The organism is Spirillospora sp. NPDC048911, from assembly GCF_043198015.1.
GTDB lineage: Bacteria > Actinomycetota > Actinomycetes > Streptosporangiales > Streptosporangiaceae > Spirillospora.
Genome location: NZ_JBICUD010000014.1, coordinates 42,719 through 68,239 on the forward strand (window position 1 = coordinate 42,719; position 25,521 = coordinate 68,239).

General features: G+C 68.6%; 26 protein-coding genes, 1 tRNA gene and 1 pseudogene. 12 read left to right on the forward strand and 16 right to left on the reverse strand.

Annotated elements, in window-relative coordinates; all coding sequences use genetic code 11:
• Positions 1 to 34: 34 nt before the first annotated feature.
• The 3 genes from moaC to galU are packed head-to-tail and all read right to left on the reverse strand — an operon-like array spanning position 35 to position 2,688.
• The gene (gene moaC / locus ACGFNU_RS44820) at positions 35 to 523 is read right to left on the reverse strand and encodes a cyclic pyranopterin monophosphate synthase MoaC (protein WP_392603004.1); all 489 of its coding nucleotides are present in this window, start codon (positions 521 to 523) and stop codon (positions 35 to 37) included.
• A 5-nt stretch (positions 524 to 528) separates the two neighbouring features.
• A complete protein-coding gene (gene glp, locus ACGFNU_RS44825; RefSeq protein WP_392602793.1) occupies positions 529 to 1,752 on the reverse strand; it encodes a gephyrin-like molybdotransferase Glp in 1,224 nt (407 codons plus the stop codon).
• 27 nt (positions 1,753 to 1,779) lie between these two features.
• The gene (galU, locus tag ACGFNU_RS44830; protein ID WP_392602794.1) at positions 1,780 to 2,688 is read right to left on the reverse strand and encodes a UTP--glucose-1-phosphate uridylyltransferase GalU; all 909 of its coding nucleotides are present in this window, start codon (positions 2,686 to 2,688) and stop codon (positions 1,780 to 1,782) included.
• Positions 2,689 to 2,721: 33 nt separating this feature from the next.
• Here galU and ACGFNU_RS44835 point away from each other — a divergent pair, with 33 nt between their 5' ends.
• From ACGFNU_RS44835 to ACGFNU_RS44850, 4 genes and pseudogenes are all read left to right on the forward strand, one after another.
• The gene (locus ACGFNU_RS44835) at positions 2,722 to 3,381 is read left to right on the forward strand and encodes a 5-formyltetrahydrofolate cyclo-ligase (protein ID WP_392602795.1); all 660 of its coding nucleotides are present in this window, start codon (positions 2,722 to 2,724) and stop codon (positions 3,379 to 3,381) included.
• A 40-nt stretch (positions 3,382 to 3,421) separates the two neighbouring features.
• Complete coding sequence (locus tag ACGFNU_RS44840; protein ID WP_392602796.1) at positions 3,422 to 4,411, forward strand: NAD(P)-dependent oxidoreductase; 990 nt, start codon at positions 3,422 to 3,424, stop codon at positions 4,409 to 4,411.
• A gap of 714 nt (positions 4,412 to 5,125) precedes the next feature.
• Positions 5,126 to 6,613 carry a potassium/proton antiporter gene (locus ACGFNU_RS44845; protein WP_392602797.1) on the forward strand — a complete coding sequence of 496 codons (1,488 nt, stop codon included), beginning with the start codon at positions 5,126 to 5,128 and terminating at the stop codon, positions 6,611 to 6,613.
• Between the two features lie 143 nt (positions 6,614 to 6,756).
• A pseudogene (locus ACGFNU_RS44850) lies at positions 6,757 to 6,897 on the forward strand (FmdB family zinc ribbon protein); the annotation flags it as partial.
• Positions 6,898 to 6,911: 14 nt separating this feature from the next.
• Here ACGFNU_RS44850 and ACGFNU_RS44855 read toward each other — a convergent pair.
• A complete protein-coding gene (locus tag ACGFNU_RS44855; RefSeq protein WP_392603016.1) occupies positions 6,912 to 7,166 on the reverse strand; it encodes a hypothetical protein in 255 nt (84 codons plus the stop codon).
• Positions 7,167 to 7,185: 19 nt separating this feature from the next.
• Positions 7,186 to 7,434 carry a hypothetical protein gene (locus ACGFNU_RS44860; RefSeq protein WP_392602798.1) on the reverse strand — a complete coding sequence of 83 codons (249 nt, stop codon included), beginning with the start codon at positions 7,432 to 7,434 and terminating at the stop codon, positions 7,186 to 7,188.
• A gap of 862 nt (positions 7,435 to 8,296) precedes the next feature.
• On the opposite strand from ACGFNU_RS44860, the gene ACGFNU_RS44865 reads away from it, so the two are divergent.
• The 5 genes from ACGFNU_RS44865 (at position 8,297) to ACGFNU_RS44885 (ending at position 14,018) form a co-directional block, all read left to right on the forward strand.
• Positions 8,297 to 10,354 (forward strand): MMPL family transporter, encoded by a 2,058-nt coding sequence (locus ACGFNU_RS44865; RefSeq protein WP_392602799.1) that lies wholly within the window; start codon positions 8,297 to 8,299, stop codon positions 10,352 to 10,354.
• 339 nt (positions 10,355 to 10,693) lie between these two features.
• The gene (locus tag ACGFNU_RS44870; protein WP_392602800.1) at positions 10,694 to 11,512 is read left to right on the forward strand and encodes an S-methyl-5'-thioadenosine phosphorylase; all 819 of its coding nucleotides are present in this window, start codon (positions 10,694 to 10,696) and stop codon (positions 11,510 to 11,512) included.
• Between the two features lie 13 nt (positions 11,513 to 11,525).
• Positions 11,526 to 12,134: an SAF domain-containing protein gene (locus tag ACGFNU_RS44875; RefSeq protein WP_392602801.1), complete on the forward strand. Its 609-nt coding sequence runs from the start codon at positions 11,526 to 11,528 to the stop codon at positions 12,132 to 12,134.
• Between the two features lie 40 nt (positions 12,135 to 12,174).
• The gene (mscL, locus tag ACGFNU_RS44880) at positions 12,175 to 12,573 is read left to right on the forward strand and encodes a large conductance mechanosensitive channel protein MscL (RefSeq protein WP_392602802.1); all 399 of its coding nucleotides are present in this window, start codon (positions 12,175 to 12,177) and stop codon (positions 12,571 to 12,573) included.
• A 1,028-nt stretch (positions 12,574 to 13,601) separates the two neighbouring features.
• The gene (locus tag ACGFNU_RS44885) at positions 13,602 to 14,018 is read left to right on the forward strand and encodes an MscL family protein (protein WP_392602803.1); all 417 of its coding nucleotides are present in this window, start codon (positions 13,602 to 13,604) and stop codon (positions 14,016 to 14,018) included.
• Here ACGFNU_RS44885 and ACGFNU_RS44890 read toward each other — a convergent pair.
• Positions 14,015 to 15,037: a D-alanyl-D-alanine carboxypeptidase family protein gene (locus ACGFNU_RS44890; protein WP_392602804.1), complete on the reverse strand. Its 1,023-nt coding sequence runs from the start codon at positions 15,035 to 15,037 to the stop codon at positions 14,015 to 14,017. The two genes, ACGFNU_RS44885 and ACGFNU_RS44890, sit on opposite strands and share 4 nt — an antisense overlap.
• Positions 15,038 to 15,628: 591 nt before the next feature.
• On the opposite strand from ACGFNU_RS44890, the gene ACGFNU_RS44895 reads away from it, so the two are divergent.
• A tRNA-Arg gene (locus ACGFNU_RS44895) sits at positions 15,629 to 15,704 on the forward strand.
• Positions 15,705 to 16,557: 853 nt separating this feature from the next.
• Positions 16,558 to 16,980: a hypothetical protein gene (locus ACGFNU_RS44900; RefSeq protein ID WP_392602805.1), complete on the forward strand. Its 423-nt coding sequence runs from the start codon at positions 16,558 to 16,560 to the stop codon at positions 16,978 to 16,980.
• A gap of 76 nt (positions 16,981 to 17,056) precedes the next feature.
• On the opposite strand, the gene ACGFNU_RS44905 is transcribed toward ACGFNU_RS44900, so the two are convergent.
• The 3 genes from ACGFNU_RS44905 to ACGFNU_RS44915 all read right to left on the reverse strand — a co-directional run bounded on the left by ACGFNU_RS44905 (position 17,057) and on the right by ACGFNU_RS44915 (position 20,439).
• Entirely contained in the window at positions 17,057 to 17,419 is a 363-nt protein-coding gene (locus tag ACGFNU_RS44905; protein WP_392602806.1) for a BlaI/MecI/CopY family transcriptional regulator, read from the reverse strand.
• 180 nt (positions 17,420 to 17,599) lie between these two features.
• Complete coding sequence (locus tag ACGFNU_RS44910; protein ID WP_392603005.1) at positions 17,600 to 18,499, reverse strand: coiled-coil domain-containing protein; 900 nt, start codon at positions 18,497 to 18,499, stop codon at positions 17,600 to 17,602.
• Between the two features lie 566 nt (positions 18,500 to 19,065).
• Entirely contained in the window at positions 19,066 to 20,439 is a 1,374-nt protein-coding gene (locus ACGFNU_RS44915; RefSeq protein ID WP_392602807.1) for an FAD-dependent monooxygenase, read from the reverse strand.
• 41 nt (positions 20,440 to 20,480) lie between these two features.
• Between ACGFNU_RS44915 and ACGFNU_RS44920 the strand changes: the two genes are divergently transcribed.
• Positions 20,481 to 21,068, forward strand: a complete 588-nt coding sequence (locus tag ACGFNU_RS44920) for a TetR/AcrR family transcriptional regulator C-terminal domain-containing protein (protein WP_392602808.1) — start codon at positions 20,481 to 20,483, stop codon at positions 21,066 to 21,068.
• 15 nt (positions 21,069 to 21,083) lie between these two features.
• Here ACGFNU_RS44920 and ACGFNU_RS44925 read toward each other — a convergent pair whose 3' ends face one another.
• From ACGFNU_RS44925 to ACGFNU_RS44955, 7 genes are all read right to left on the reverse strand, one after another.
• Positions 21,084 to 21,419 (reverse strand): DUF4326 domain-containing protein, encoded by a 336-nt coding sequence (locus ACGFNU_RS44925; RefSeq protein WP_392602809.1) that lies wholly within the window; start codon positions 21,417 to 21,419, stop codon positions 21,084 to 21,086.
• Between the two features lie 41 nt (positions 21,420 to 21,460).
• A complete protein-coding gene (locus ACGFNU_RS44930) occupies positions 21,461 to 22,771 on the reverse strand; it encodes a hypothetical protein (RefSeq protein WP_392602810.1) in 1,311 nt (436 codons plus the stop codon).
• Between the two features lie 8 nt (positions 22,772 to 22,779).
• Positions 22,780 to 23,019 (reverse strand): hypothetical protein, encoded by a 240-nt coding sequence (locus ACGFNU_RS44935; protein ID WP_392602811.1) that lies wholly within the window; start codon positions 23,017 to 23,019, stop codon positions 22,780 to 22,782.
• Between the two features lie 87 nt (positions 23,020 to 23,106).
• Complete coding sequence (locus ACGFNU_RS44940) at positions 23,107 to 23,397, reverse strand: hypothetical protein (RefSeq protein ID WP_392602812.1); 291 nt, start codon at positions 23,395 to 23,397, stop codon at positions 23,107 to 23,109.
• 326 nt (positions 23,398 to 23,723) lie between these two features.
• Positions 23,724 to 24,005 (reverse strand): divalent-cation tolerance protein CutA, encoded by a 282-nt coding sequence (gene cutA, locus ACGFNU_RS44945; RefSeq protein WP_392602813.1) that lies wholly within the window; start codon positions 24,003 to 24,005, stop codon positions 23,724 to 23,726.
• Between the two features lie 114 nt (positions 24,006 to 24,119).
• Entirely contained in the window at positions 24,120 to 24,941 is an 822-nt protein-coding gene (locus tag ACGFNU_RS44950; RefSeq protein WP_392602814.1) for a MerR family transcriptional regulator, read from the reverse strand.
• Positions 24,934 to 25,506 carry a VOC family protein gene (locus tag ACGFNU_RS44955; RefSeq protein ID WP_392602815.1) on the reverse strand — a complete coding sequence of 191 codons (573 nt, stop codon included), beginning with the start codon at positions 25,504 to 25,506 and terminating at the stop codon, positions 24,934 to 24,936. The genes ACGFNU_RS44950 and ACGFNU_RS44955 overlap by 8 nt, the downstream gene beginning before the upstream one ends.
• Positions 25,507 to 25,521: the final 15 nt, after the last annotated feature.

The window sequence follows — 25,521 nt, forward strand, 5'->3', positions numbered from 1 at the left end:
GCCTCCATGGTCTGCGCCCGTGCTTCGGAGCGGCTCAGGAATCGCCGCGGCGCCAGACGCCGGTCTTGCCGCCGGTCTTCTCCTCGACTCGCACATCGGTGATCACCGCGGCCGGATCGATGGCCTTGACCATGTCGATCAGCGCCAGGCCGGCGACGGTGACGGAGGTCAGCGCCTCCATCTCCACGCCGGTGCGGTCGGCGGTCCGGACGGTCGCGCTGATCGCGACGCCGCCGTCCTCGACCGTGAGATCGACCGAGACGCCGTGCAGGGCGATCGGGTGGCAGAGCGGCACCAGGTCGGGGGTGCGCTTGGCGCCCATGATCCCGGCGATCCGCGCGACCGACAGCGCGTCGCCCTTGGGCACGCCACCGGAACGCAGCGCGGCGACGCAATCGGGCGACAGCCGTACGAAGCCCGTGGCGGTGGCGGTCCGGGACGACACGTTCTTGGCCGAGACGTCGACCATGCGTGCCGCACCCGAGGCGTCCAGATGCGTGAAACCGGTGAACTCCGAACCCATGGCGCTCATGACGGCAACCTCAAAACCTCGACGAGCGAACCGGCGGGCAGGTCCTCGGCGTCCTCGGGCAGCGCGATGAGCGCGTTCGCCGACGACAGCGCGGCCAGCTGGTGGGATCCCTGTCCCTCCGCCGGAGTGACGGTGTAACTGTGCTGCATCGCCTTGCCGCGGTTGAAGGTGAGGGTCGCGCGCATGAAATGCGCGAGCCCGGCCGGGGATTTCACGCCCTCGGCCAGTACCGCGGTGACGGTGGGCAGTGTTTCCGGTGGCAGGCCCTGCATGGCGCGTAGCGCGGGCCTGACGAACACCTGGAACGAGACGTACGCGCTAACGGGGTTGCCAGGCAACGTGAAGATTGGCGTGCCTTCCAGCAGGCCGAACCCCTGAGGCTTCCCTGGCCGCATCCGTACTTTATGAAATTGCACGGTGCCGACCCCTGTCAGCACCTCCTTGACCACGTCGCGCGCACCCATCGAGACGCCACCGGTCGTGATGAGCGCGTCGGCCCGCATGAGCTGGTCTTCCAGGGTTTCCAGCACCTTGCGCGGATCGTCCTCAACCATGGTCTGCCGGTAGCCGACGCCGCCCGCCTCTATTACTGCGGCGGTCAGCATGAAGCTGTTGGAGTCCCAGATCTGCCCGGGAGCGAGCTCGGAGCCTGGCTCGCGCAGCTCGTTGCCTGTGGACAGCACGACGACGCGTGGCTTGGGCCGCACCGTCGCGCGCGCACGGCCGACCGCCGCGAGCATGGCCACCTGCGCTGCGCCGAGCCGGGTGCCGGGACCCGCGACGACCTCTCCGGCCTGGACGTCCTCGCCGGACCGCCGGATGTAGTGGCCGGGCGGCGCGGAACGGTTGATCCGGACGGTGGCGGCGCCGCCGTCCGTCCACTCGACCGGGATGACGGCGTCGGCACCGGCGGGCATCGGCGCGCCCGTCATGATGCGGGCGGTCAGGCCGGGCCGGATCGCGGTCACCCCGGAGTCGCCGGCGGCGATGTCACCGATGACGGGCAACACCGCCGGCTCGGCGTCCGAGGCGCCCGCGACGTCGGCCGATACCACCGCGTACCCGTCCATCGCGGAGTTGTCGAAGGGCGGCAGCGACACGGGCGCGGCGACCGGCTCGGTGAGCACGCCGCCCGCCGCCTCCAGCAGCGCGAGGTCAAGCGGCGGCAGCACCGGCACGTTGGCCAGGATGTCCGCCAGATGCTCGTCGACCGTCCTCATGCCGCCCTCCCCCGCGTCACGCGTGTCTTACTTGTCGTCGTTCTGCCGGACGAACTCCCGGAGCCACGGCATGAATTCCGGTGCCAGGTCGGGGCGCTCGGAGGCGAACTGCACGACGGTGCGCAGGTACTCCAGCTTGTTGCCGGTGTCGTAACGGCGTCCCCGGAACTTCACCCCGTACACGCCACCGCCCTGGTCGGCAGGCATGTCGGCGAGGGTGCGCAGCGCGTCGGTCAGCTGGATCTCGCCGCCGCGTCCGGGCGGGGTCTTCTCCAGGACGTCGAAGACCGCCGGGTCGCAGACGTACCGCCCGATGATGATCCAGTTGCTCGGCGCCTCCTCCACCGACGGCTTCTCGACCAGGTCGGTGATCTTGACGACGTCCTGCTCGCCGGTGCCCTCGATGGCGGCGCAGCCGTACGCCGACACCTGGTCGGGGTCGACCTCCATCAGCGCGACGACGCTGCCGCCGTGCTTCTGCCGGACCTCGATCATCCGGGTGAGCAGCTGATCCCGCGCGTCGATCATGTCGTCGCCGAGCAGCACGGCGAACGGCTCGTTACCGACGTGCTGGCGGGCACAGTGCACCGCGTGGCCGAGGCCGCGCGGCTCGCCCTGCCGGACGTAGTGCATGATCGCAAGGTCGCTGGACTCGTGCACGGCGGCCAGGCGATCCTCGTCGCCCTTGGCGCGCAGCGCGTCCTCCAGCTCGTAGGCCCGGTCGAAGTGGTCCTCGATCGACCGCTTGCTCCGGCCGGTGATCATCAGAACGTCGGTGAGGCCGGCGGCGACCGCCTCCTCGACGACGTACTGGATCGCCGGCTTGTCGACGATGGGCAGCATTTCCTTGGGAGTCGCCTTGGTGGCGGGCAAGAATCGGGTACCGAGGCCGGCCGCCGGGACGACCGCCTTGAGTACAGGTGCGAAGTCGGCCATGCAGAGACCCTAGCCACCGAGAGCGAGCGAAACGTGCAGCACCCTGAGCGGGAGGCTGAAATCTCCATAACAAACTCAGCAAAATCCGAGACCGAGCCTGGCGCGACCCCCGCAAAGCGCGAATTGCGGCGGTCGTTGCTGGCTGCCCGAGGGGAAATGAGCTCGGACGAACGCGCCGCCGCGGCCCGTTCCATGCGCGACGCCCTCTTCTCGACGCCCGAACTGGAGATGGGCGGCACGATCGCCGCGTACGTCTCGTTCGGCACCGAGCCCGACACCCGCGGGCTGATCTTCGGCCTGTGGAAGCGCGGGGCGTACGTCCTCCTCCCGCGGCTGCTGCCGGACGGCGACCTGGACTGGGCGTCGTACGAGGGCCCCGACTCGCTCGTCCCCGGCCCGATGGGGCTGCTGGAGCCGGCCGAGCCGCCGCGCGGCCCCGGGGCGGTGGCCAGCGCGGACGTGGTGCTCGTCCCGGCCGTGGCGATCGACCGCACGGGCCTGCGCCTGGGCCGTGGCGGCGGCTCGTACGACCGTGCCCTCGCCAGGGTCGGACCGGCGATCCTGACCGTCGGCCTGGTGTACGACGCGGAACTGGTGGACGAGGTCCCCGCCGAGCCGCACGACCGCCGCGTCCGGGCGGCCGTGACGCCCGCGGGAGGGCTACTCCGATTCCCTCAGGGCCCTCTACGCTGACCCCACAAGATCACGACCGCCCCCGCCCTGGAGGTACGACATGACGACGCCGTGGCGGCTCCTTTCCCTGCCTCCGCTCGACCAGGGCCTGGTCCGCGGCCTGTTCGCCCCGCTCGGTGACGCGGTGGAGATCACTTTCCCGGAGACCAGGGACCGGGCGGGGCTGCGCGCCGCACTGCCGGACGCCGAGCTGATCATCGGGGACTTCACCGGGCAGCTGGCCATCGACACCGAGGCCGTCGCGGCCGCGCCGCACCTGGCGTTCGTCCAGATGCCGTCGGTCGGCACCGACAGCCTCGACCTGGACGCGCTCGCCGCGGCCGGGGTGCCCGCGGCCAATGCCGCCGGATTCAACGCGCGGGCCGTCGCGGAGTGGGCGGTCGGAGCGGCGTTCGCGCTCTGCCGCCAGCTGGTCCTCGGCGACCGGCTGGTGCGGGCGGGCGGGTGGCCGCAGATGGAGCTGCTCGCCCGTGGCCCGCGCGAGATCCACACGCAGCGGGTCGGGATCATCGGGTACGGGCCGATCGGCGAGGAGGCGGCCCGGCTCTTCGGGGCGCTGGGCAGCCCGGTGTCCTACTGGTCCCGGCGCCGCCGCCCCGAGGCGTCCGCCACGTACCGCGAGTTCGACGACCTGCTGGCCAACTCGGACATCCTCGTGATCGCGATCCCCCTCACCCCCGAGACGACCGGGCTGGTGAACGCGGAGAAGCTCGCGCTCCTGCCGCAGAACGCCCTGCTCGTGAACGTGGGCCGCGGAGGGATCATCCCGGACGCGGACGTGCTGGCCGCACTCGAATCAGGCCACCTGGCCGGGGCCGCGCTCGACGTCTTCGAGGAGGAACCGCCCCCCGCCGACCATCCCCTCCGCACGCACGAGAACGTGCTGGTGTCGCCGCACACGGCCGGTGGAAGCTCCATGTCCCAGATCAAGCTGGTGACGATGGTCAAGGACAACATCACCGCCGCCGTCTCCGGCCAGCCGGTAGCGAACGTGGTAAACGGCATCGACCCGCAGATCAAGCGCCGCTAATCCCCTCCCCCCCACCGCAGCCAGGACCGTCCCAAGCCAAGGCCAAACTGGCCGCGCCACACCTCAAACAGCCACGCCGCAGGCAGTCATGCCACACCCCCTGCTGGCCGCACACGCCCCGAGCACCATGGGCAGACCGTGACACCTCACACAGGCGGCACCGCACCTCACGCAGACCGCGGCGCGCCCCCAACGAGCCCGCCACACCACGGGTAGGCAAGCCGCCCCACGCGCAGGTCTCAGCACGCCATCAGGCTGGCAGCGCGGCACCTCGGGCAGGCGTGCCGCGCCTCCGGCAGGCCAGGGCACGGGCTAGCAGCGCCGTACTTCGGCAGGCGCCGCAGCCTTGAGACCGTGTCGCAGCTCGGGCAGGCCTGCCGCGCCTCCGGCAAGCCAGGGCACCTCCGGGGTAGCAGCGCTGCACTTCGGCAGGCGCTACAGCTTGGGGGCACAGTGCTTCTGGGTAGTCGTGCCTGTCTCAGGCAGGGGCGGCACGCGGCCACGTCACGGCAGGCAAGTCGCAGCGTGAGTGGGGCGTGGCTCGTCTGCGGGCGGTTGTGGGGCGGTTGTGGGGCGGCTTGGGCAGGTAGGGCAGGGGGTGGGTGGGCTTGGGGTCTTGAACGGGGGCGAACGGTCAGTCGCAAATAGGTGATCCGTATACGAATCTGTAGGATCTCTTAACGATCAATCTTCCGCGACCCCGAAGGGTGGGATGTGCAGCTCGACCTCTGGCTACTCTTCGGCGCCACTCTCGTACTCTGTGCCATCGTGGCGGTCCGCCTGTCCCACCAGGCAGGCCTTCCGTCACTGCTCGCCTATATGGGACTCGGCCTGCTCATCGGCGAGTCCGGCCCTTTGCACATCCAGTTCGACAACACGTTGGTGGCCGAAACCCTTGGGTTGGCCGCCCTCGTCCTGATCCTGGCCGAGGGCGGGATCACCACCAATTGGCGCCATGTACGGCCGTCGGCACCCGCCGCGCTGGCGGTGTCCACGATCGGGACACTGATCAGCGTCGTGGTGGTGGCGGTCGCCGCCGTCTGGCTGATCGGCCTGGACTGGCGGCTGGCGTTCCTGCTGGCCGCCGTGCTCGCGCCGACCGACGCCGCCGCGGTCTTCTCGGTGCTGCGCAGGCTGCCGTTGCCGTCCCGGCTGAGCGGGCTGCTGGAGGCCGAATCGGGCTTCAACGACGCGCCCGTCGTCATCGTCGTCGTCACGCTCAGCACGACCCAGACGGGCATGCCGAACCTGCTGGAGCTCGCCGGGGTCATGATCTACGAGCTGATCGCGGGTGGCCTGATCGGCATCGCGATCGGCTGGCTGGGCGCGTACGCGCTGCGCCGGGTGGCCCTGCCCGCGTCCGGCCTCTACCCGATCGCGGTGCTGTCGCTGGCGGTCGGCTCGTACGGCGCGGCGACGTTGTTGCACGCCAGCGGATTCCTTGCCGTGTACGTAAGCGCCCTTGTCCTTGGCAACTCACGTCTTCCGCACCGCCCCGCCACCCGTGGCTTCTCGGAGGGCATCGCGTGGCTGGCCCAGATCGGGCTCTTCGTGATGCTGGGTCTGCTGGCCTCGCCAGGCGATCTCCCTGGCCAGATCGTGCCCGCCCTCGTGATCGGGTTCGTTCTGCTCCTGGTGGCGCGTCCGCTTTCGGTCGTCCTGTCCACGATCGGCTTCAAGCTGAGCTGGGGCGAGAAACTCTTCGCCTCCTGGGCGGGCCTGCGCGGCGCCGTGCCGATCGTCCTGACCACGATCCCCATGGTCGAAGAGGTGTCGGGCTCGGGACGGCTCTTCGCGATCGTCTTCAACATCGTGGTGGTCTTCACCCTGCTCCAAGGGCCGACGCTGCCCCTGGTGGCGCGCTGGTGCGGCCTCAAGAGCGACGAACAGGCCCGCGAGCTCGATGTGGAAGCCGCGCCGCTGGAGGAGCTGCACGCCGACCTGCTGGAGGTCCGGATCCCGCTGGACTCCCGGCTGAACGGAGTGGAGATCTTCGAACTCCGCCTCCCCGCGGGCGCCCTGGTCACCTTGGTCGTCCGGGACGGAAGCAGCTTCGTCCCCGAGTCGACCACCACCCTCCGCGCGGGCGACACGCTCCTGGTCGTCAGCACCACCGAAGTCCGCGACGCCGCCGAACGCCGCCTCCGCGCTGTAAGCCGCCGGGGCAAGCTGGCGGGCTGGTTCGGCGAAACCGGCCACTGACCGGGGGGATGGCCCCACCCGGCCAGTGCGTCACGGCACGGAAATACGCCCAGGGCGAATCGTGTTCCAGTCATGGGTACCATTAGCAGTCGTTCTAGAGGAGTGCCAGCCCCACCGCGGGGCTGTGTCAGCGAGGAGGAACCGTGCCGACGTATCAGTACGTTTGCACCGAGTGCGGCGAGCCTCTTGAGGTCGTGCAGAAGTTCAGCGACGACGCGCTGACCGAGTGCCCGAACTGCAGCGGCAAGCTGCGGAAGGTCTTCTCGGCCGCCGGCATCATCTTCAAGGGCAGCGGTTTCTACCGGACCGACAGCCGGGGTTCCGGCAAGTCGTCGTCCACCGTGGGCGCCGGTAGCTCGTCGTCCAACGGCTCGTCCGACAAGTCCGAGTCGTCGTCTTCTTCGTCGGACTCCTCGGGCTCCGCAAGCTCGTCGGGCTCTTCGAGCAGCGGGTCCTCCTCGTCCAACGGCTCCAGCAGCTCCAGCGGTTCGACGGGGTCGTCGAGCAACTCCGGGGGCGGCTCGGGCACGAAGGTCGCCTGAACGAGCTCCACAACGTTCAGAGGGCCATGGCTACGTTTCCGTCGTTCGGCGGATAGCGGCCATGGCCCTTTTCGCCGTCCCCGCCACGAAGGCGGCGCGGCACTCCATGATCAGCGTTAGGCGCGGACCTTCGTCCTGGTACGAAAGGTGGAGGCTGGAGCTGCGGCGCTCCTCCGCGAGATGCACGGCGAGGTGTACGTGAGCCGTCCGGCCGATGCGATCAAGGAAATCGGCGTGCGCGTACGTCGCGTTCTGCGCTGGGATCTCCTCGTCGGCCATCCCCGCATCGACTGATGGCCGTATAAACGCAGTTCAGAGCAGCCCAGCCGCAATCGCAGACCTTCACTACGCCGCGATGTCCCTTGCCCTGGCGGAGCTCTGAAGTGCTTGCGACAGCGAAGCATTCCGTTACAAGAGGCGCCTCCGCGGGCACGCTCCGACGTTCTGCCAGCCGGACGTGAGGCCTTGGGCAGGGGTGGCCCTCCGCCTGCTCGCCCCACCTCGCCCTCCTTGCGGCCGAGTATCCACTCCCCTCGTACCCCACCGGGCGTAGCCCCTCCTCGCCCCGTTCACTCGAAAGATGTACCTCCGGTCACCTCTCGAGCCCGACGCGCGGCGGACCGTCTCCCAGCGAGCATCGAACCATGCCAGAGATGCCCAGGAACGCGGCGAACGGCCGCGATGGAGCCACTGAGCCAGCACCTAGGCCGACCGCAGCCCCTCAAGGCCGCGGCGACGTCACAGGCCCGCATCCCGATGGTCTCGGCGGTCCCGACGGGCTCGGCCGGCTCGACGGGCTCGGCCGACTCGGCCGACTCGGCCGACTCGGCGGCGGCGATGACTTTTCGAGCCCCGATGAGTCGTCAGGGATGGGTCAGGGACGACTCGGGGTGCTTCCTGATACCGGCCTAACCCTTCGCCACGGACTCTGACATGGACGCTGCGGGGGGCGACCAGGCAAAGTCGAGATAGTACTTGACAAGTCTCCAATGCAGAGACAATCTTATCGCGAACACGACATATCTCGAAGAGCGCACGCTAGGCAGGAGAGGAACGAATGAGTGCACCGAGCCAGGCTCCCCCCACGGGATGGGCCCACCGACTCGCAAGCCTGATCGCCGGTAGACGTACCAAATGGGCGGTGCTCGCCCTCTGGGTGGTGGCGCTGGCAGCCCTCGGTCCGCTAGCGGGCAAGCTGGGCGACGTAGAGAAGAACGACGCGGCCAGTTGGTTGCCCAAGAGCGCCGAATCCACCCAGGTCGTCAAGCTGCAGGAACAGTTCCGCAAGGACGAGACGATGCTCGCCGTCATCGTCTACGAACGGTCCAGCGGAGCCCTCACCGCGGCGGACACGGCGAAGGCCAAGGCCGACACTGCCGCCTTCGGCAAGCTGCCGGGTGCACAGGGCGTGCAGGGGCCGTTCCCGTCGAAGGACGGCAAGGCGCTGCAGACCCTCGTCCCGTTGACCGATGTCGACGTCACCAAGGCCGTCGATGACGCTCGCGACCTCGCCAAGCGCGGCCCGCCCGGACTGAACGCGCACGTCACCGGCCCCGCGGGCGGCGGCGCCGACATGTTCAAGGTCTTCGAGACCATCGACGGCTTCCTGCTGATGGCCGCCGGCATCGTCGTGATCGTCCTGCTCCTGATCATCTACCGCAGCCCCATGTTGTGGTTCGTCCCCGTCCTGAGCGCCGTCTTCGCACTCGCCCTGGCGCAGTCCGTGGTCTACCTGCTCGCCAAGAACGGCGGTGTGACCGTGAACGGACAGAGCGCAGGAATCCTGACCGTTCTCGTCTTCGGCGTCGCAACCGACTACGCGCTGCTGCTCGTGGCCCGCTACCGCGAGGAACTGCACCGCCACGAAGACCGCCACGAAGCCATGGCGTACGCGCTGCACCGCGCCGGGCCCGCCATCATCGCCTCCGCCGCCACCGTCGCCGTCGGCCTGCTGTGCCTGCTCGTCGCCGACATGAACTCCACCAAGGGCATGGGCCCGGTCGCTGCCGCCGGTGTCATCACCGCCCTGGCCGCCATGACCACTCTCCTGCCCGCGCTGCTGGTCATCTTCGGCCGCTGGATGTTCTGGCCGCTCGTGCCGCGCTACGACGTCAAGTACCTCGACCCCGAGTCGTACGACAAGGAGCACGGCATCTGGAGCAAAGTGGCCCGGCTCGTCAGCGCCAAGCCCCGTCTCCTCTGGGCGATCACCTCGGTCGGCCTGATCGCCATGACCCTCGGCCTCGGCTCGCTCAAGGCCGACGGGCTCTCGGACGCCGGCCAGTTCGTCGACAAGCCCGACTCGATCGTCGGTGCCGAGGCGGTCTCCCGGCACTTCCCCGCGGGCTCCGGCTCGCCCGCCGTGGTCATCGCCAAGGCCTCCGCGTCCGGCGAGGTCGCCCGCGCCATCTCCGGCACGCCTGGTGTCGCCGAGCTAAGCAAGCCCGTGACCGTGAACGGGCTGGTGCAGTACGAGGCCACGCTCAAGGACTCGGCCGACAGCAAGGACGCGCAGAACACCATCGACCGGCTGCGTGACACGGTCCACGGTGTCCCCGGCGCCGACGCGCACGTGGGAGGCATGACCGCCACCAACCTCGACATCCAGCGGGCCTCGGCCCGGGACAACAAGGTCATCATCCCGATCGTGCTCGGCGTGGTCTTCCTGATCCTGGTGGCCCTCCTCCGGGCCCTGGTCGCGCCGCTGCTGATGATGGCCACCGTGGTGCTGTCGTTCCTCGCCTCGCTCGGCGCCTGCGCGCTGATCTTCAAGCACGGCTTCGGGTTCGAGGGGACGGACGCCGGATTCCCGCTGCTGGCGTTCATCTTCCTGGTGGCCCTGGGCGTGGACTACAACATCTTCTTGATGCACCGCGTCCGGGAGGAGTCGCAGCAACTCGGCACTCGCCGAGGCGTCCTGCGCGGTCTGACCGTCACCGGCGGCGTCATCACCTCGGCCGGGCTGGTACTGGCGGCCACGTTCGCCGCCCTGGCCACCCTGCCACTCGTCTCGATGGCTGAGATGGGCTTCGTGGTCGCCTTCGGCGTCCTGCTCGACACGATCATCGTGCGGTCGCTGCTACTGCCCGCGCTGTCGTTCGACATCGGCCGCCGCATCTGGACGCCGGGACGCCTCGCCAAGGAGTCCACCGCCGTCTCCGCCCCTGAGCCGCCCAAGATTCTCGACCCGGTCGGCTGACCATGGAAACGCTCATGACCGCAGAACGCTCGCACAACTGACCAAGAAACCCCGCGCAACTGACCGTAGAACGCTCGCGCGGCCGCGCGACCGACTGAGGAATCCCGCGCAGCTGACGGTACGGCGCTCAGCTGACGGTACGGCGCTCAGCCGGCGGTGCAACGCCCGCGCGGCTGGCTGAGAAAGCTCACGCGACCCGCGCGGGCGCGCGGAGAGACCCCACCGAGAAGGGGCCCGGCATCCTCCCGCCGGGCCCCTTCGCCACGTCCGGATGCGGAGTTATCCACAGAAGTGAGGGGGTCTCCCGGATGCCTACGGAGGGTGGTTAGGGTCAGCGGCATGACAACGCCTTCCGTGCCCGCCGCCGAGATCGGAGTGATCGGCGGTTCCGGGTTCTACTCGTTCCTCGACGACATCGAGGAGGTGCAGGTCGACACCCCCTACGGCCCGCCCAGCGACCGGATCGCGATCGGCGACCTCGGCGGCCGCCGCGTCGCGTTCGTGCCCCGGCACGGCCGCGACCACCGCTACCCTCCGCACAAGATTCCCTACCGGGCCAACCTGTGGGCGTTGCGCTCCCTCGGTGTCCGCCAGGTGCTCGCCCCCAGCGCCGTCGGCTCGCTGACCTCCACGTACGGACCCGGCACGCTCGCCGTGCCCGACCAGATCGTCGACCGCACCACCGGCCGCGCGCAGACCTACTACGACGAGAACGCCGCGATCCACGTCTCGTTCGCCGACCCCTACTGCCCCGTCGGCCGTGGCATCACCGTCGACACCGCACGCAAGGCCGACTGGGAGCCGGTCGACGGCGGCACCCTCGTCGTCATCGAGGGCCCGCGCTTCTCCACCCGCGCCGAGTCGCAGTGGTACGCGGCGCAGGGCTGGACGCTCGTCGGCATGACGGGGCACCCGGAGGCCCTCCTGGCCCGCGAGCTGGCGCTCTGCTACACCCCCCTCTGCCTCGTCACCGACCTCGACGCCGGCATCGAAGAGGGTGAGGGCGTCACGATGGACGAGGTCTACCGCGTCTTCGCGCAGAACATCAACCGCCTCCGCGCCATCGTCTCCGACGTGATCGAAAGCCTCCCCACCGACCGCACCTGCCCGTGCCCCCGCACCCTGGACGGCATGACGCTCCCGCTGGAGCTGCCATGAGGGGCAGGGCCTGGTGAAGGGCCGGTTAGCACGATGGCGTCGGCCGCTCGCAGCGCTGTCGGCGGCCGCCGCCACGGGATTGGCGCTGCTGGCACTCCGGCCCGGCCCGCCGCCCTCGGTCGAGGTGATCGCCGCCGCCCGCGATCTGCCGGGCGGCTCCGCACTCCGCTCCGGAGACCTCCGCACTGTGGCGCTCCCCGCCGAACTGGTGCCCGACGGTGCACTACGCGGTTCCGCAACAGGGCGGTTACTAGCCGGGCCGGTCCGGCGCGGCGAGCCTCTCACCGACGCCCGTCTGATGAGCGCCGGCCTCCTTCGGCTGCACAAGCCAGGCACAGTGGCGACACCCATCCGGATCGCCGACGCAGCCGCCGTACGCCTCCTGCATACCGGCGACCACATCAACGTCCTGGCCACGCAGTCAGACGATCCGCTGACCACCGGCCAAGGCCCCCCGTGGGCACGCCAGATCGCCAACGGCGTGACAGTGATCGCCCTGCCGCGCGAGCCAGATCCCGGCGACCAGGGCGCCCTGGTGGTGGTCGCCACGTCCGACGAACAGGCAGCCGCCCTCGTCGCAGCCTCCGCCCGATCAAGATTGTCGGTCACTATCGTGGGGTAGCTAACGATGTGTAATCAGGCAAACACGATCCGAGGATCCCATGGGCGGCTTCAAGAAGTTCCTCCTGCGCGGCAATCTGGTCGAACTGGCCGTCGCGGTGGTCATCGGCACCGCGTTCGGCGCGCTCGTGACCACGCTGGTGTCCTCGTTCATCACCCCGCTGATAGCGGCGATCGGCGGCAAGCCCGACTTCACCGCTCTCTACTTCACGCTGAACGGATCGAAGTTCACCTATGGCGTCTTCCTGAACGCGCTGCTCTCATTCCTGATCATCGCGGCGGTCGTCTACTTCCTGGTCGTCAAACCGGTCGGCGCCCTCCTCGACCGGACGAGCCGCACCAAGGAAGCAACGGAACGCGACTGCCCGGCCTGCCTCAGCGAGATCCCCATCAGAGCCACCCGCTGCAAGTTCTGCACGTCCGAACTCCCCGCCACCTAACCAAACCACCACACACGCACCCTCCACCCGAACCAAGACAACCCCCGCACCCAACTCACTCACACACGGCAACCACACGTCACGCCTGCAGACCAACCAACCAGCACCACATACAACGCACCGCGCATGCGGTGCACACAACGCTCCGCACCTCCGACGCACCGTGCATGTGCCATCTGCACACCACAGATGGCAGACCACGGGCCGCTCACCGCAGATGAGAGACCTCACAGGACACTCCCCATCTCGCACGCACCCACGCCCCCGTGCCTCGCGCAGCCACGCCTCATACATCCCGGCCCTCACACACCCCGCACCGCGCACGTGAATGCCCTCGCAAACCCCGCCCCTCACACCCCGCGCCCCTCACACCCCTGCACCTCGCACATTCCACCCCTCGCACACCCGGCGCGGCGACCCCTCGCGCACCCCTCACACCTCATCCCGCACACTCCGCACACCGCATCCCGCGCACTCCGCACCCCGCATAACTCGCACGCCACACACGCCGTGCCGCGCACATCCCGCCCTCAGACACCCGAGCGCCTCGTTCGTCCGGCGGACCACGCACTCCGACTACGCGTCCAGACCCGCACGCTCTGCATCGAGTACAACGCCTCGCGCGGTGCGCACCACGGCCGTCACCGCGGACGGCAGATCGGGGCTCACACAACCCGCAGCTCAGACACGGACCAGACAGCGCTCAGTCGCACGCGAACCACGCCCGGCGGACAGGAGAGCTTCCGTGAGTTCCGTGGCAGGGGACGTGATCGAGCTGGCCTGGGTGGTCGGCGTCAGCAGCACCGCGTTCGGAGAGCCGGTCGGAGAGTGTGTGAAGAGTTCGTCAGGATCGCTGCTCATCCTCGCTGGCAGGGCTCAGCCGCATCCGGGTTTCTTCGCGTCGTGCCGAACAAGGCTCGTGCACTCCGACCTCAGCGGGTGACCCATGACTCACAGAATGATCAATAAAAGGGGCGCTCGGTGGGTACAGGCGGTCTGCACGACTCCCCCTCCCGCAGGAGCGCTCCATGGGTGGCTTCAAGAAGTTTCTGATCCGCGGCAACCTCATCGAGCTCGCGGTCGCGTTCGTCGTGGGCGCCGCGTTCGCGAGTCTCGTGAAGGACTTCGCGACCTCGTTCATCGCGCCGCTGATCTCGCTGCTCGGCGGCGAGCCCGACTACACGCGGCTGGCGGTCACGATCGACGGGACGAAGTTCCCGTACGGCGTGTTCCTCACCTCGGCGATCGCGTTCTTCATGACCGCGCTGATCATCTACTTCATCGTGGTGCTGCCGACCACCAAGCTCATCGAACGCCTGGACCGGCACAAGGAGGTCACCGAACGCGAGTGCCCGCAGTGCCTCAGCGACATCCCCGTGAAGGCCCGCCGATGCCGCTACTGCACCGTCGAGGTCGTCCCCGCCACCGAGGCGCCGGCCACCTAGTCCTCCTCGGTCCCGTACTCCCAGTGCCACGGCTCGAACGGGTTGGAGTACGCCCACGACGGATGCAGCCATCCGTACTTCTTGGAGTTGGCCTCCAGCCAGTTGAACTGCGTCGAACCCGAGTTCTGGACGCCACCGCACAGGTCGAGCGCTTGGCCGCGCCCGTGGTTGCTCGTGCCGGGCACGGCCGCGAAGCCGGGCCGCTGCGAGTACACACGGTTCTGGTCGGCCAGGCTGCGGTACGAGTCGGTCACGCACATGTCGCGCCCGAAGCGCTTCTTGTACGCGGCGTTCAACTTGTAGAACGTCAAAGCGGCATCGGCCCGAAGCTGCTCGCCCTTCTGCGGCAGCGGACACAGGTACTGACTGGGAATCAGCCCGTTCGGGAACTTCCGCGCGTTCTTGGCCAGGCTCTTGTCACACCCCAACTCCAGCCGCCGGTCGCGGCCGACCCGTTTGAGCATCGCCGTCAGCTGCTTGGTGAGCTGCGTCGACTTGCTCTTGAGCCCGTCGACCTCCTGCTGGAGCTTCGTCTGCTCAACAGCGTTCTTCGACTGCAGTTCCTGCGCGGTCGAGGTCAGCCGGGCCCGGCGCTCCTGCAACTCGTCGGCCTTCTGCACCAGGGCGTCCTGCCCGTTCGCCATATGGGTGACATCCGCCGTGGCCCGCAGGGCATCGTCCAGGTCCCCGCCACCGAAGATAGCCATCTGCCCAGCGGCGCCCGGCTGCTGATACGAGGCGTTCGCCAGCCTCGCCAGAGGTTCCCTGAGCCGGTTGAGCTCAGCCTCCGCCTTCCCCAGGTCCTTCAGGGTGACGCGAAGCTTGTCCTGGGAGCGCGCCAAATCCTTCTTGCGGCTCTCCATCCGCTTGGTGGCCTTCTCCAGCTGTGTACGAGCCTCGGACGCCTGCCGCCGGAGTGCATCAAGGGGGTCACTGACCGCGGCCCGCGCCACCGGCGCGCCCAGCGTCGCCGTCACCAGGAAAACCGCGGTCAGCCCCGCCGACCGAGGGGTTGGCAATTCGTTCCTCCTGATGCCCTGAGAGCAGTCCGCAGGCACGCTACTACAGGTTTCTGAGTGACCTGAGCGGATCCGGTGTCACCGGACGCCGTACCCGTGCCGCTGGCACCACCTGCGAAAGAAGGGGATCTCGGACCATCCCGGCGGGCACCGCTTGATCCGCGAGGGCCGGCTGGGCCGCTGGCTAGGAGTACTCCGCGGACGAGGCGTCGCCTGCACCCGCGGCGCCCGGCTCTTCACGGGCCGTGGCGGCACGTACTCCCCATACGTGGGATAGCTCTCCGAAACAGACGGCGCCGGCTTGGCCGCCACCACCCGAGGCCGCTCAGGCTCCGCCGGCTCCCCACCCCGCCCCAAGATCCCCACCAGGAGCCCGAGGGCCACGATCGCACAGGCAACAAGAGCGAGCACCCGCCAGGGAGCACGCTTCAGAGCCGCTAGGTCCCCTCGATGGCGTCCCGTCACGGCAACGTAGCGTACCGATATGAACCCGTCCCGTCCTATAGCCCCTCATAAGGGGGAGCCACCGGTGCCCCCGTTCCTCTACCCTGTATGTGCCGTCCGCTACGCTCTTCCGGCAAGCAACGGCATGCCTCCGTAGCTCAGGGGATAGAGCACCGCTCTCCTAAAGCGGGTGTCGCAGGTTCGAATCCTGCCGGGGGCGCCACACCTCACCTGCGAAAAGGGCCACTGACCGGCGAGAACGCCGGACAGCGGCTCTTCCGCTTCAGCGCTCTTGGACACCCTTGAACGCCCCTCGGTGATCTTCGTTCCGCCACTTTTCCGCCACTATGATCTTGAAGGCGGGCGGCCCGCTGTAGACCGTTGACAACGCCCCTGGGGGCACCCGCCCGTAATCTCCGTCTGGCTCCGGTGATGCGACGCTGCGCGGCCTCGTCCAGTCGACGGTGCACCTGGCGTAGATGTTGAGCAGAACTTCGACGCGGTGTCTGGTTTTCCGCGGTTGCGCGGCCCGAAATGAACCGCAGTGATGCAAACCCAGCGGTCCTTGCCGCTTGGGCGCCCCGGACTTGTTGCCGGTTGGCTGGATAGCGTCGGCAGCCAACAACTCATCCGACACTTGGGCGGACGCTCCGCCGAATGAAGCAGGCGTGGCCGTCCTACGTCCCAAGGACTCACCCTTCACTGCGGAAGTCGTACGCCATCCGCGTGGACGCAGCCCCGCGCCCAACATTCCTACGGGCGTGCAAGGCACGAGCGGCGGCGCTTCTGGCCGGATGCCCTCTACGAACTGCTCCCACGCGGGCGTGGTGATCTGGTTCTACGTCGACCAGGTGTCGGGGGCGGCCCGAGCACACGCCGGAGGGGATGGGCCGGATGCCGTTGGGGCCGTCCGGATTAGCGGTTCGGGTTCGATGGAGGCGCTAGTGGGGTCGGCGTGAAAGCCGTTACGGATGGGGGGTTGACAGCACGCCGTGGGGAGGTGCCTTATGTAGTGGATCATGAAATGCCGGGCGCTGTCCCTGTTGCCCGGAGCCCTCTACAGAGGAGATCCGACTTTGCGTGCTTCGGGCCGGGCCCTGCTCACCGCGGTGGCCGCCGCATCGCTGATCGTGCTCAACCCGACCGCCGCGTTCGCCGCCTATTACGGCGGTGAAACGGACTACGCGGTCAACTGGACTCCTCCGGACGTCGACCAGCACTGGACCTGCAAAGAAATCACCGGCGCCTTCGCGTGCTTCACAGGCAAGGGCGACTACCTCGAGGTGCACGACACCAAGGCCGATGGTTACGCCGCGGCCATCGACTGGGACGACGTGGACTCGGGCAGGTCGGGCAGCTGCGTCAGCAAGCTGGGTTCGGGGTCGCAGGGGAGCTGCAACAAGAACTTCACCGAGGGCCACACCATTCGCATCCGGGCCTCGCGCTACAACGCCGGCAATCCGGTCGACCACTCGGCTTGGGTCGACGCCAACGCCTGACCTCGTTCTTTTATGGGTGAGCGCGAGGGCGTCGGCTTCTGCGGTCGGTGAACGCGTTGCGGTGCGCGCCCGCACGTTAGTTCTGGGCTTCAGGGGGGTCTAGGGCTTTTAGCATTCGCCGTAGGGCTGCTACGTCGTCGACGCTGGCTGAGTGGAGGAAGTGGCTTAGCGCCGACTCCCGGTCGCCTGCGCCTGCCAGCGCCTCCTGCATTAGGCCTGCTACATGCGCGTCTTTGCTCTCCACTGCGAAGTAGCGGTGCGCACGGCCTTCGCGGGTCCGCGACACGATGCCCTTGCGGGTCAGGCGCTCGAGGATCGTCAGGACCGTCGTGATCGCCGGGTGGGACGGCAGGGCCTCGGCGAGGTCGCGGGCCAGTGCGCCTTCGCGACGGCGCCACAGTTCGTTCATGACCGCGCGTTCTAGCTCCCCAAGCCGCACTCTTCACCACCTTCGACGCAGTGCCAGCGTTTCAACCCTACGACGCGCGCCGTTCAGCCTTTCGTTCGTCGGCGCGTTCGCGTTGGTGTATGCGGATGACGAGAAGAAGACTCCGCCCAGCATGGCCATCTCCAATGCCGCCACGGCGGCGTCCACATTTTCTACGTTCTGTAGGACACGCTAGAAGACCGAGATGTGGTTGTGGTCCATGTGGTTCTGCGTGATGCCGCCGCGGTCGGACATGCCCTTCCATCCCGGGCTGCGCATGTCGTAGATCCGCTGGCGCCAGATGATGTACTTGATGCCGAGCCGTCCGGCGTGCTTGATGGCGTACGCGGCGACCTGGTCGCCGTGCGCCATGCGGGCCGCCGAGGGCATGCTGCCGGCGGTGCTCTCCATGAAGTCGCACGCGCGGCCGGTCCCGTGGTCCTGGGGGTCGCCGGGGCGGGTGCAGCCGATCGTGGGGAACGGGCCGAGTTCGGCGTCGATCTCGTCCCGTACCTTGACCATGCGCGCGGTCATGCCGCCGCTGCCGACCTTGGGAGATTCGGGCTTGTACTTCTTCAGCAGCTTCTTGACCTGCTCCTTGCGCTGAGAGATCTCGCTGATGTCGGCCTCGAGCTTCTTGATCTTCTGCTGGGCCTCGCGGCGGGCCTGGTCCTGCCGTCCGACCAGGACCTGGATCTGTTTGACCTTGGCGGCCTTGTTCTGTGAGACATGGCTGGCCAGGGCCGCGCCGTCGAGCAGGGCACCGGGGTCGTCGCTGGACAGCAACTGGGCCGTGGGGTCCAGGCCGTTGTTGATGTACTGCGAGGCGGCGAGCTGAGCCACCGCCGCTCGCGTCTGCGCCAGGTCGGTGTTGAGGTCCCGCGCCTTCTCCAGCGCGTCCTTGGCGTCCTGCCGGGCGTCGCGCAGCTGCTCCAGGTTTCCGCCGTAGGACTTCTCCAGCGCCTTGATCTCCTTGGTCAGCTTGGCGACCTTCGCCGCCCCGCCTGGATCCGCGGCGAACGCGGTGGGAGCGGCGGACGACAGCGTCGTGCCCAGAGTCAGGGTGGCGGCGGCGGCAAGGGCGATGGGCATCCCCACCAGGCGCGACCGTCGCCGACGATGGGGCTCCACACGACCTCCGGGCTTCCACATAACCTTCTATAGCTCGTAGAAGATTAGCCGGGTGCGAGTGATGCAAGGGACGCCTTGTGAATTTCGTCCACTCTGGCCGGGTCAGGGCGCCCACGTTCCCGTCTGGGCGGATGCTGCGGTCAGCGCGGGCTCCGTCTCTTGTAGATCGACGTGGGCGAGGGTCTGGCGCCGCGAGGGCTGGGGCCCGGGCGCGTGGCCGCGCTGGCCTGCGCATCGGTGATCGCGGGCTGGCTCCTCACATTGCTCGTGCGCACGGTCATGCAGAACGCTCGATTGCGGCGCCGGCAGCGGGGCCGGATGGAGATGCTGGCCGATGATCACGCGAGGCGGCGCCATGGCGGCCCCACCATGGCACTCGCTGCGAGCCGGCGGACCGGGCCGCTTCCCGCCGGCTCGCTGGGAGCCGCGGAGCACGCCCTCGCGTCCCGGGTCCGCCGGTTGACCTCCCCGCGGCCCCCGTCACCTGCCTCAGTGCGATCGCGCTCCTGGCGTTTCCCATGGCGCTGCTAGTGCCCTGCTTCTCCTAGCGGACCTGCTTCGGACGGGTCATCGCCGGCCCAGGCCACGTGGCCGTCGGGACGGATGAGTGCGGCGGCCGGCCATCCCTCGTACGGCGTCGTCGTCAGGTCGAGCAGCACGTGGCGGCCCGGACGGAGCAGGGTGAACAGGTCGCCGTCGGCGAGCCGCAGGTTGGGCGCCCGCTTCCCGGTCAGTGGATGCGCGCCCGGAGGCGGCTCGTAGGCGACCGCAAGCCCCGACAGCCGTTCCGCCAGCTCCCTGGACAGCTCGGGCACGGTGGCGATGAGGCGGCTGAGCAGGGTCCGCAGGTCCTGCCCTTCGGGGGTGAACGTGGTCATGAGCGCGGTCTGCGCCCGCGTGCCGACCAGCAGCTCGGCGCCGACGGGGTGGCGTTCGGCGTGGTAGGTGTCCAGGAGATCGTCCTTCGCCGTCCCGTCGATGACCGCTGCCAGCTTCCAGCCGAGGTTGGTGGTGTCCTGGACGCCGACGTTGAGGCCGACGCCGCCGGTCGGGAAGTGCATGTGCGCGGCGTCCCCGGCGAGAAAGACCCGTCCGGCGCGGTAGTGCTCGGCCTGGCGGGTCGCGTTGCCGAAGCGGGACAGCCAGTGCGGGTCGCGCATGCCGTAGTCGGTCCCGGCGATCGCGGCGACCTTGGCGCGCAGCTCGTCGAGGGTGAGCTCGCCCGGGTGAACGGGCCGGACACCGGCCGGGTCGCTGCCGACGATCCGGTGGACGCCGCCCGGAAGCGGAACCATCATCAGGCCGCCGTGCGGGCCGGACAGGTTGGTGATGCCCGCCGGAGGCCGGTCGAGCACGACGTCGCCGAGCCAGCCCCACACGGTGGCGTCGGTGCCGGGGAAGGCGATGGCCGCCGCTTGGCGGACGATGCTGGCGGTTCCGTCGCAGCCCACGACGTAGGCGGCCTTCAGGGTGTACGGCTCGGCTGGGCCTTCCACGGTCACCGTCACCGCGTCGGCGTCCTGGGTGAGGCCGGTGACGCGGTGGCCGCGCCGTACCGTGGCGCCCGCGGCGAGCGCGTGCTCCTCCAGCAGCTCCTCCGTGCGGGCCTGCGGTATCGCCAGCGTGAAGGGGAACGGCGTGTCGAGCACGCTGAAATCCATGCGGTCGTCCAGGCCGCCGAAATGGCCGCTGGGGATGTGCGGGCCCTCGACCAGGAAGCGGTCCACGAGGCCGCGGAACGCGAGGATCTCCAGCGTACGGGGATGGACGGTGAGCGCCTTGGAGTGCGGATCGCGCTCCCGCCGGGCCTCCAGCACCGTGACCCTCACACCGCCCAGCCGCAGCTCGGCGGCGAGCCACAGTCCCACCGGGCCTGCTCCGACGACGATGACCTGCTCCATGCGTCCCCTCCTTGGTCAGTGACCAACAGTAGACTTGGTCAGTGACCAAAAGGCAAGCGGCGGTGGTCCGGGCGGCGCTGGAGATCCTGGCGGACAAGGGCGTCGAGGCGGTGTCGATGCGCGCCATCGCCGAGCGTCTGGGCGTACGGATGAACACCGTGCTGTGGCATGCCAAGACCAAGGCCCACCTGCTCGAACTCATGGCCGACGCGATCGTCGGCGAGGCGTCCACAGAGGATCTCCCCACCCCGTGGAAGGAGCGGGTCCACGAGCTCGCACGCCGCTACCGCGCCGCCCTCTTGGCGCATCGCGACGGGGCCGCCGTCGTGACCGGCACCTACGCGGCCAAACCCGCGACCCTGCACTTCGCCGACACGATGGTCGAGGCGCTGCTCGACGGCGGCCTCGAAGCACGCGAGGCCGCCTGGACCTGCTGGACCATCGTCTACTTCACGCTGGGACTGGCCCAAGAAGAACAGGCCGCCCCGCTACCCGGAGACGGCCGGCTGGCCGAAGCCGTCGCCACGGGCGGCTTCCCCTCGCTGGCCAAGGCGCTGCCCCAGTTGGCGGACGCCTCGTTCGACGAGCGCTTCGACTACGGCCTGTCCCTCATGCTGCGACCCCTGTGAACCTCGACTGGCCGGTCAGGGTTCGGTGTTGGCCCATCGCAGCAGAACGTCGCCGTGGCAGCGGTCGTCTGGAGCGCAGGCGCAGACGAGGTCTTTACCTGCGAGTTCACGCTGGGCGTCGGCGATGCCCAGCGGCGGTCGCCCCTTTCCCGTGACGAGTCTCCCGGCCACCAGATCGGCCTCGAACAGATCGATGGCCTGATCACGGTCGTAGGGGCCGTACGGCTCGATCTTGTACGGGTTCGACCACCGGCCGGGGCGAGTGATCATCACTGCCCCCTCGGGCTTCCGCCACCCTTTGAGGTGGCCACGAGACGGCCGCTGATGGCGAACCGGAGTACGAGGTTTCATCAGCCATCCGGCGATACGGCGATACGGCGACGCGACAGAGTCTACGGGGCTGGGCTTGGCGAGGGGGTGGGGCGGTCCAGGGGGTCGTTCTTGATGATTTTTCTGGCCAGGGCGCGGACGGTCCAGTAGGCGAGGAGGGTCAGGCCCAGCAGGGGGAGACTCAGGAGTACGAACTGGAGCGTTCCTACCAGGAGGGCCAGCCAACTGGCGGTTTGAGCCGCGGAGACCAGGTTTTGCAGGCGTTGCCATTCGGCCATGACCAGGGTGGGAACTCTTGCTGCCAGCAGGCTCAGTTGGAACGCCAGCACCGGAATGACGGTCAGCACCCATAGCGTGACGATTATCTGCGGCCACCTTTTAAGCGCGTGGAGGCTTTCGTCGGGGCGGCGGAGCAGCGTGCGGCGCAGGATCGGGCGGATGTACTTGAACAGGTCGGGGATGCCGACCAGGTCCGAGACGATGTAGTAGCCGTCGAAGCGCAGTGTGGGCAGGAGTTGCTGGATGATCTCAAGGTTGACGACCAGGATGGTCACCAGCAGCGGAAGGTAGCCGGTGAAGGCGTACAGGACCGCGAGCGCTATGAGGACGATGCCGTTGAAGTAGACGCCGCCCAGGTCGGTACGGAGGCGTCCGCGGCGTCCCAGCCGGTACGAGTCGGTGATGTCGGTGTAGAAGGCCGGCCAGACCACGTAGATGCCGCAGCCCATGACGCCCGGGCGGACACCGCTGTAGCGGCAGGCGCTGGCATGTCCGATCTCGTGGAAGACGCACGAGAGGATGCTCAGGGCCAGCACCACCAGGATGCTCTCCGGGGCGAGAATGGCATGGTTCAGGGCCTCGCCTATCGGCTGGGCGGCCAGCCAGACTTCGGCCGCCGTGACGAAGCCGAGCATGGGAAGCACTATGGCGGGCTTGAAAAGCCAGGCGAACAGACCGCTGATGAACCAGGTGACGGATTCCGGGAGTACGGCCGTTCGAAAGCGGAGAGCCAGGAAATTGCTGGCTTTGGCGATGCTCGGCGCGGTGCCGTCGCTGTAGGTCGTGACTCCGAGCGGGGCCAGCTTGCGGTCGACGAGGAAGACCACCTGGTCGGCCGAGATCCGGGCGCCCGCCGCCTCGGTCACGGCATCGGCGACCTTGGCCAGCGCGTTAGGGGGATCCGCGGCCAGGTGGCGATGGTCGTGCAGGGCCTTGACCACGAGAAAAAGGAGGGGCGCCAGCTGCACGAGCTGGCGGTTGGGCAGGCGGACGAGCTGGGGCGGCTGGCGGTATCCGGAGTCTTTGAACTCGCCCACCAGCTCGGCGCCTTCGGTCAGGGCGGGGAGTGTGAGCGGCGCTGGGTCGGTCACCATGCCTCCCGTCAGAACGCGTGGACCGCGGCCGGCATACAGGTCGTGGAGGTTCTGGCCTCTTGTGCCAGCAAGCCGATCCCTAGCAAGCCCGGTGTCCCGTAGTAATGCGTGGTCTGGCAGGCGTAGAACACCTCGGTCCGGTCGCCCAGTACGGGCGATGGCGTGATCGTCGACATCAGCACTCTTCCGGGCAGCACCTCGGCCGAGAGCCCGTCGAGCTCATCGTCGTCCAGTTCGCGAAAGGCCATCTCGTTCCTCCGATCAATGGGCGAAGGGCTGGCGTATCTGCCAGCCCTTCTTCATGCCGCCGCGAGCCCCGGCTCGCCGCTAGACGCTCAGTGGCCCGAGACCACGCTGCCCGGTGAGCAGGTGAACGAGGTGGTCTGGTGGGCGGCGTTCAGGCCGACGGACTGCAGCAGGCCGCCGTCGGGGTAGGTCAGGTTGCTCTGGCAGGCGTTGACGACCACGGTGGAGCCGCCGGGCGTCACGACGCCGCCCCCGACGCCGCCGGCGTTGTTGTTGTTGAAGGAGTCGCCGTCGGCCGCCAGCAGCGTGGACAGTACAGCGCGTTCCGGCAGGATTTCGCCGACCAGCAGGTCCAGCTCTGTGTAGCTGAAGGACTTCATGATTCCCTTTCCCCATCGCCAAGCCCGGGTCACCTGCGGGGGTGCCGTGGTTGACCCGACCCGCTCCCGACTGGAGCAAGCGACTCTACGTATAGCAGCAACTACAAAGAGTCACAAGAGGAGGAGTAAAGACTCGCCCTCCCACGGCCCCCGCTCAACGATCACTCCCGGCGCCGGTCACGGGCCCGCGATCCCGTTCGTCCCCTGGTCTTCGCGCCGGAGCCTCCGACGTGGCCGCCGTCCCCCGGGTGCAAGGTGGTTAGCACGAACTGTCGTGCCGGGAACGGGGGCCGCCAACCCGCGCCTTGCCCGCGCCTAACCCGCGCCTAACCCGCGCCGTCGATCTTCATGTACGTCACCTCGGGGTTCTCCCAGGGGTGGGCTTCGATCAGGTGGGCCTCCAGCTTCTCGAAGCGCGCGGCCGTCGTCCGCAGCGAGAGCTGCCATTCCTCGCTCTGCTCAAGGTCACCTTTGTGCCAGAACACCGAGACCGCGGGACCGAGAACCTGTCCGGAGGCCGCCAGCTTCGCGCGTACCGCCGACCGCAGGAGTTCGATCGCGGCTTCGCGGCTGTGCACGGTCGTGGTCACCAGGAGATGATCATTCACCCCGGTAAGCGTAGATAGCCCCGGATTGCCTGGAGTGGGTTTCACAGACTCGCGCACTACTCGCGCACTACCCGCGCGTTACTCTGCGCTACTGCCCAGGTCGCGGTCCCGCGTTTACTGCCAGGTCGCGGTGTCGGGGTCGATTCCGTGGGCGCGCGCACTGGCGTCGATGATTCGACGGAACCACGTGGCAAGGCCGGCGCGAATGCTGTCGTAGTGGGCGGCATACGCAGGATCGGCCTCGAACATGCGGCCCAGGCAGACCTGCATCTGCCTGGTGAGGGGAAAGTATGAAGCGAAGACTTCGCGGTGCCGCTCGACGAGTTGATCCGCTTCTGGGCTGCCAGGTGTGACCCCGGCCTCCATCGCCTCCACGAGGGCGCGGTCGAAACCGGCAACGGCGTCGGCGATGGCCTGCCATTCCTCCGGACCGCGAGACGCCGACCGTTCGGCGTACTGCCGCCATTGCGGGGTGTCCGCGTAGCGCTGCCGGGCCTCAGCGGGCCAGTCCGGGTTCCACTGCGGGCCGAAGATCGCGGCCTGCTGCTCGACGGTCAGCAGCAGGCCGCGTTCGTGGGCGTCGATCATCCGGTCCAGCCCGGCGCCGAGTTGCCGGAGGTGGTCGATCCGCTCAGCGACCTGGGCGCGCTGCGCACGCAATGCGGCGGGCACGTCCGCGGACGAGTCGTCCAGGATGGCCCGGATCTGGTCCAGGCCGAGACCGATCTCCCGGTAGACGACGATGCGGTGCAGGCGTTCCAGATCACCGGCGGTGTAGAGCCGATACCCGGCGGCCGTACGCAACGACGGCCGCGCCAGACCGATCCCGTCCCAGTGGTGCAGCGCGCGGACCGTCACGCCCAGACGCGCCGAGACCTGACCGACGGTCAGGCCGTCGGCCTCCACGGAGTCGTCGGCGTCGGCGGCATCAGGCATGCTCCCCATTGTCGCCACCACCGACGTTGGCGCCGCCACCGGTATTGGCGCTGCCACCTGCGCCCGGTGCAGTGATCCCGACGGCCTCAAGATTCCGCGCCTCCTCGCTGGCCGGGTCGAAGACCTTCGCCGCGGTGAAAACGATCCGTGCGTTCTCGGGTGTGATCACCGTCACGTCGCGCGTGGTCCAAGGGGTGTCCCGTGGGCCCTCGACCGAGTCCGGACGCAAAGCGCGACAGGCCTCGACGAGGGGGTCGACCTGGCTGAGCAGGCACGCGAAACTGATGCTCATCGCCGGCGCCTTTTCCGGCACGCTCCCTTCCGAGACGAGAAGCACGTCCTGGAACGCCCACCGGCGCAGATGCACGACCCTGCCGGGAATGCTGAAGAGTTCGAAGAACCCGAGCCCGCGAATCCAGAAGTCCGCCGATTCCGCCAAATCGTTCGTGGGGATCGTCGCGAACGCGGGCATTCCATAGATGCCACGGAACGGCTCCGGCGGAACGGCGTCCGGGCCGGGAACCGGCACGGGACTCATCTCGAACGCGTCGTAGTAATTGCTCATGCGTCCCACCTTGGA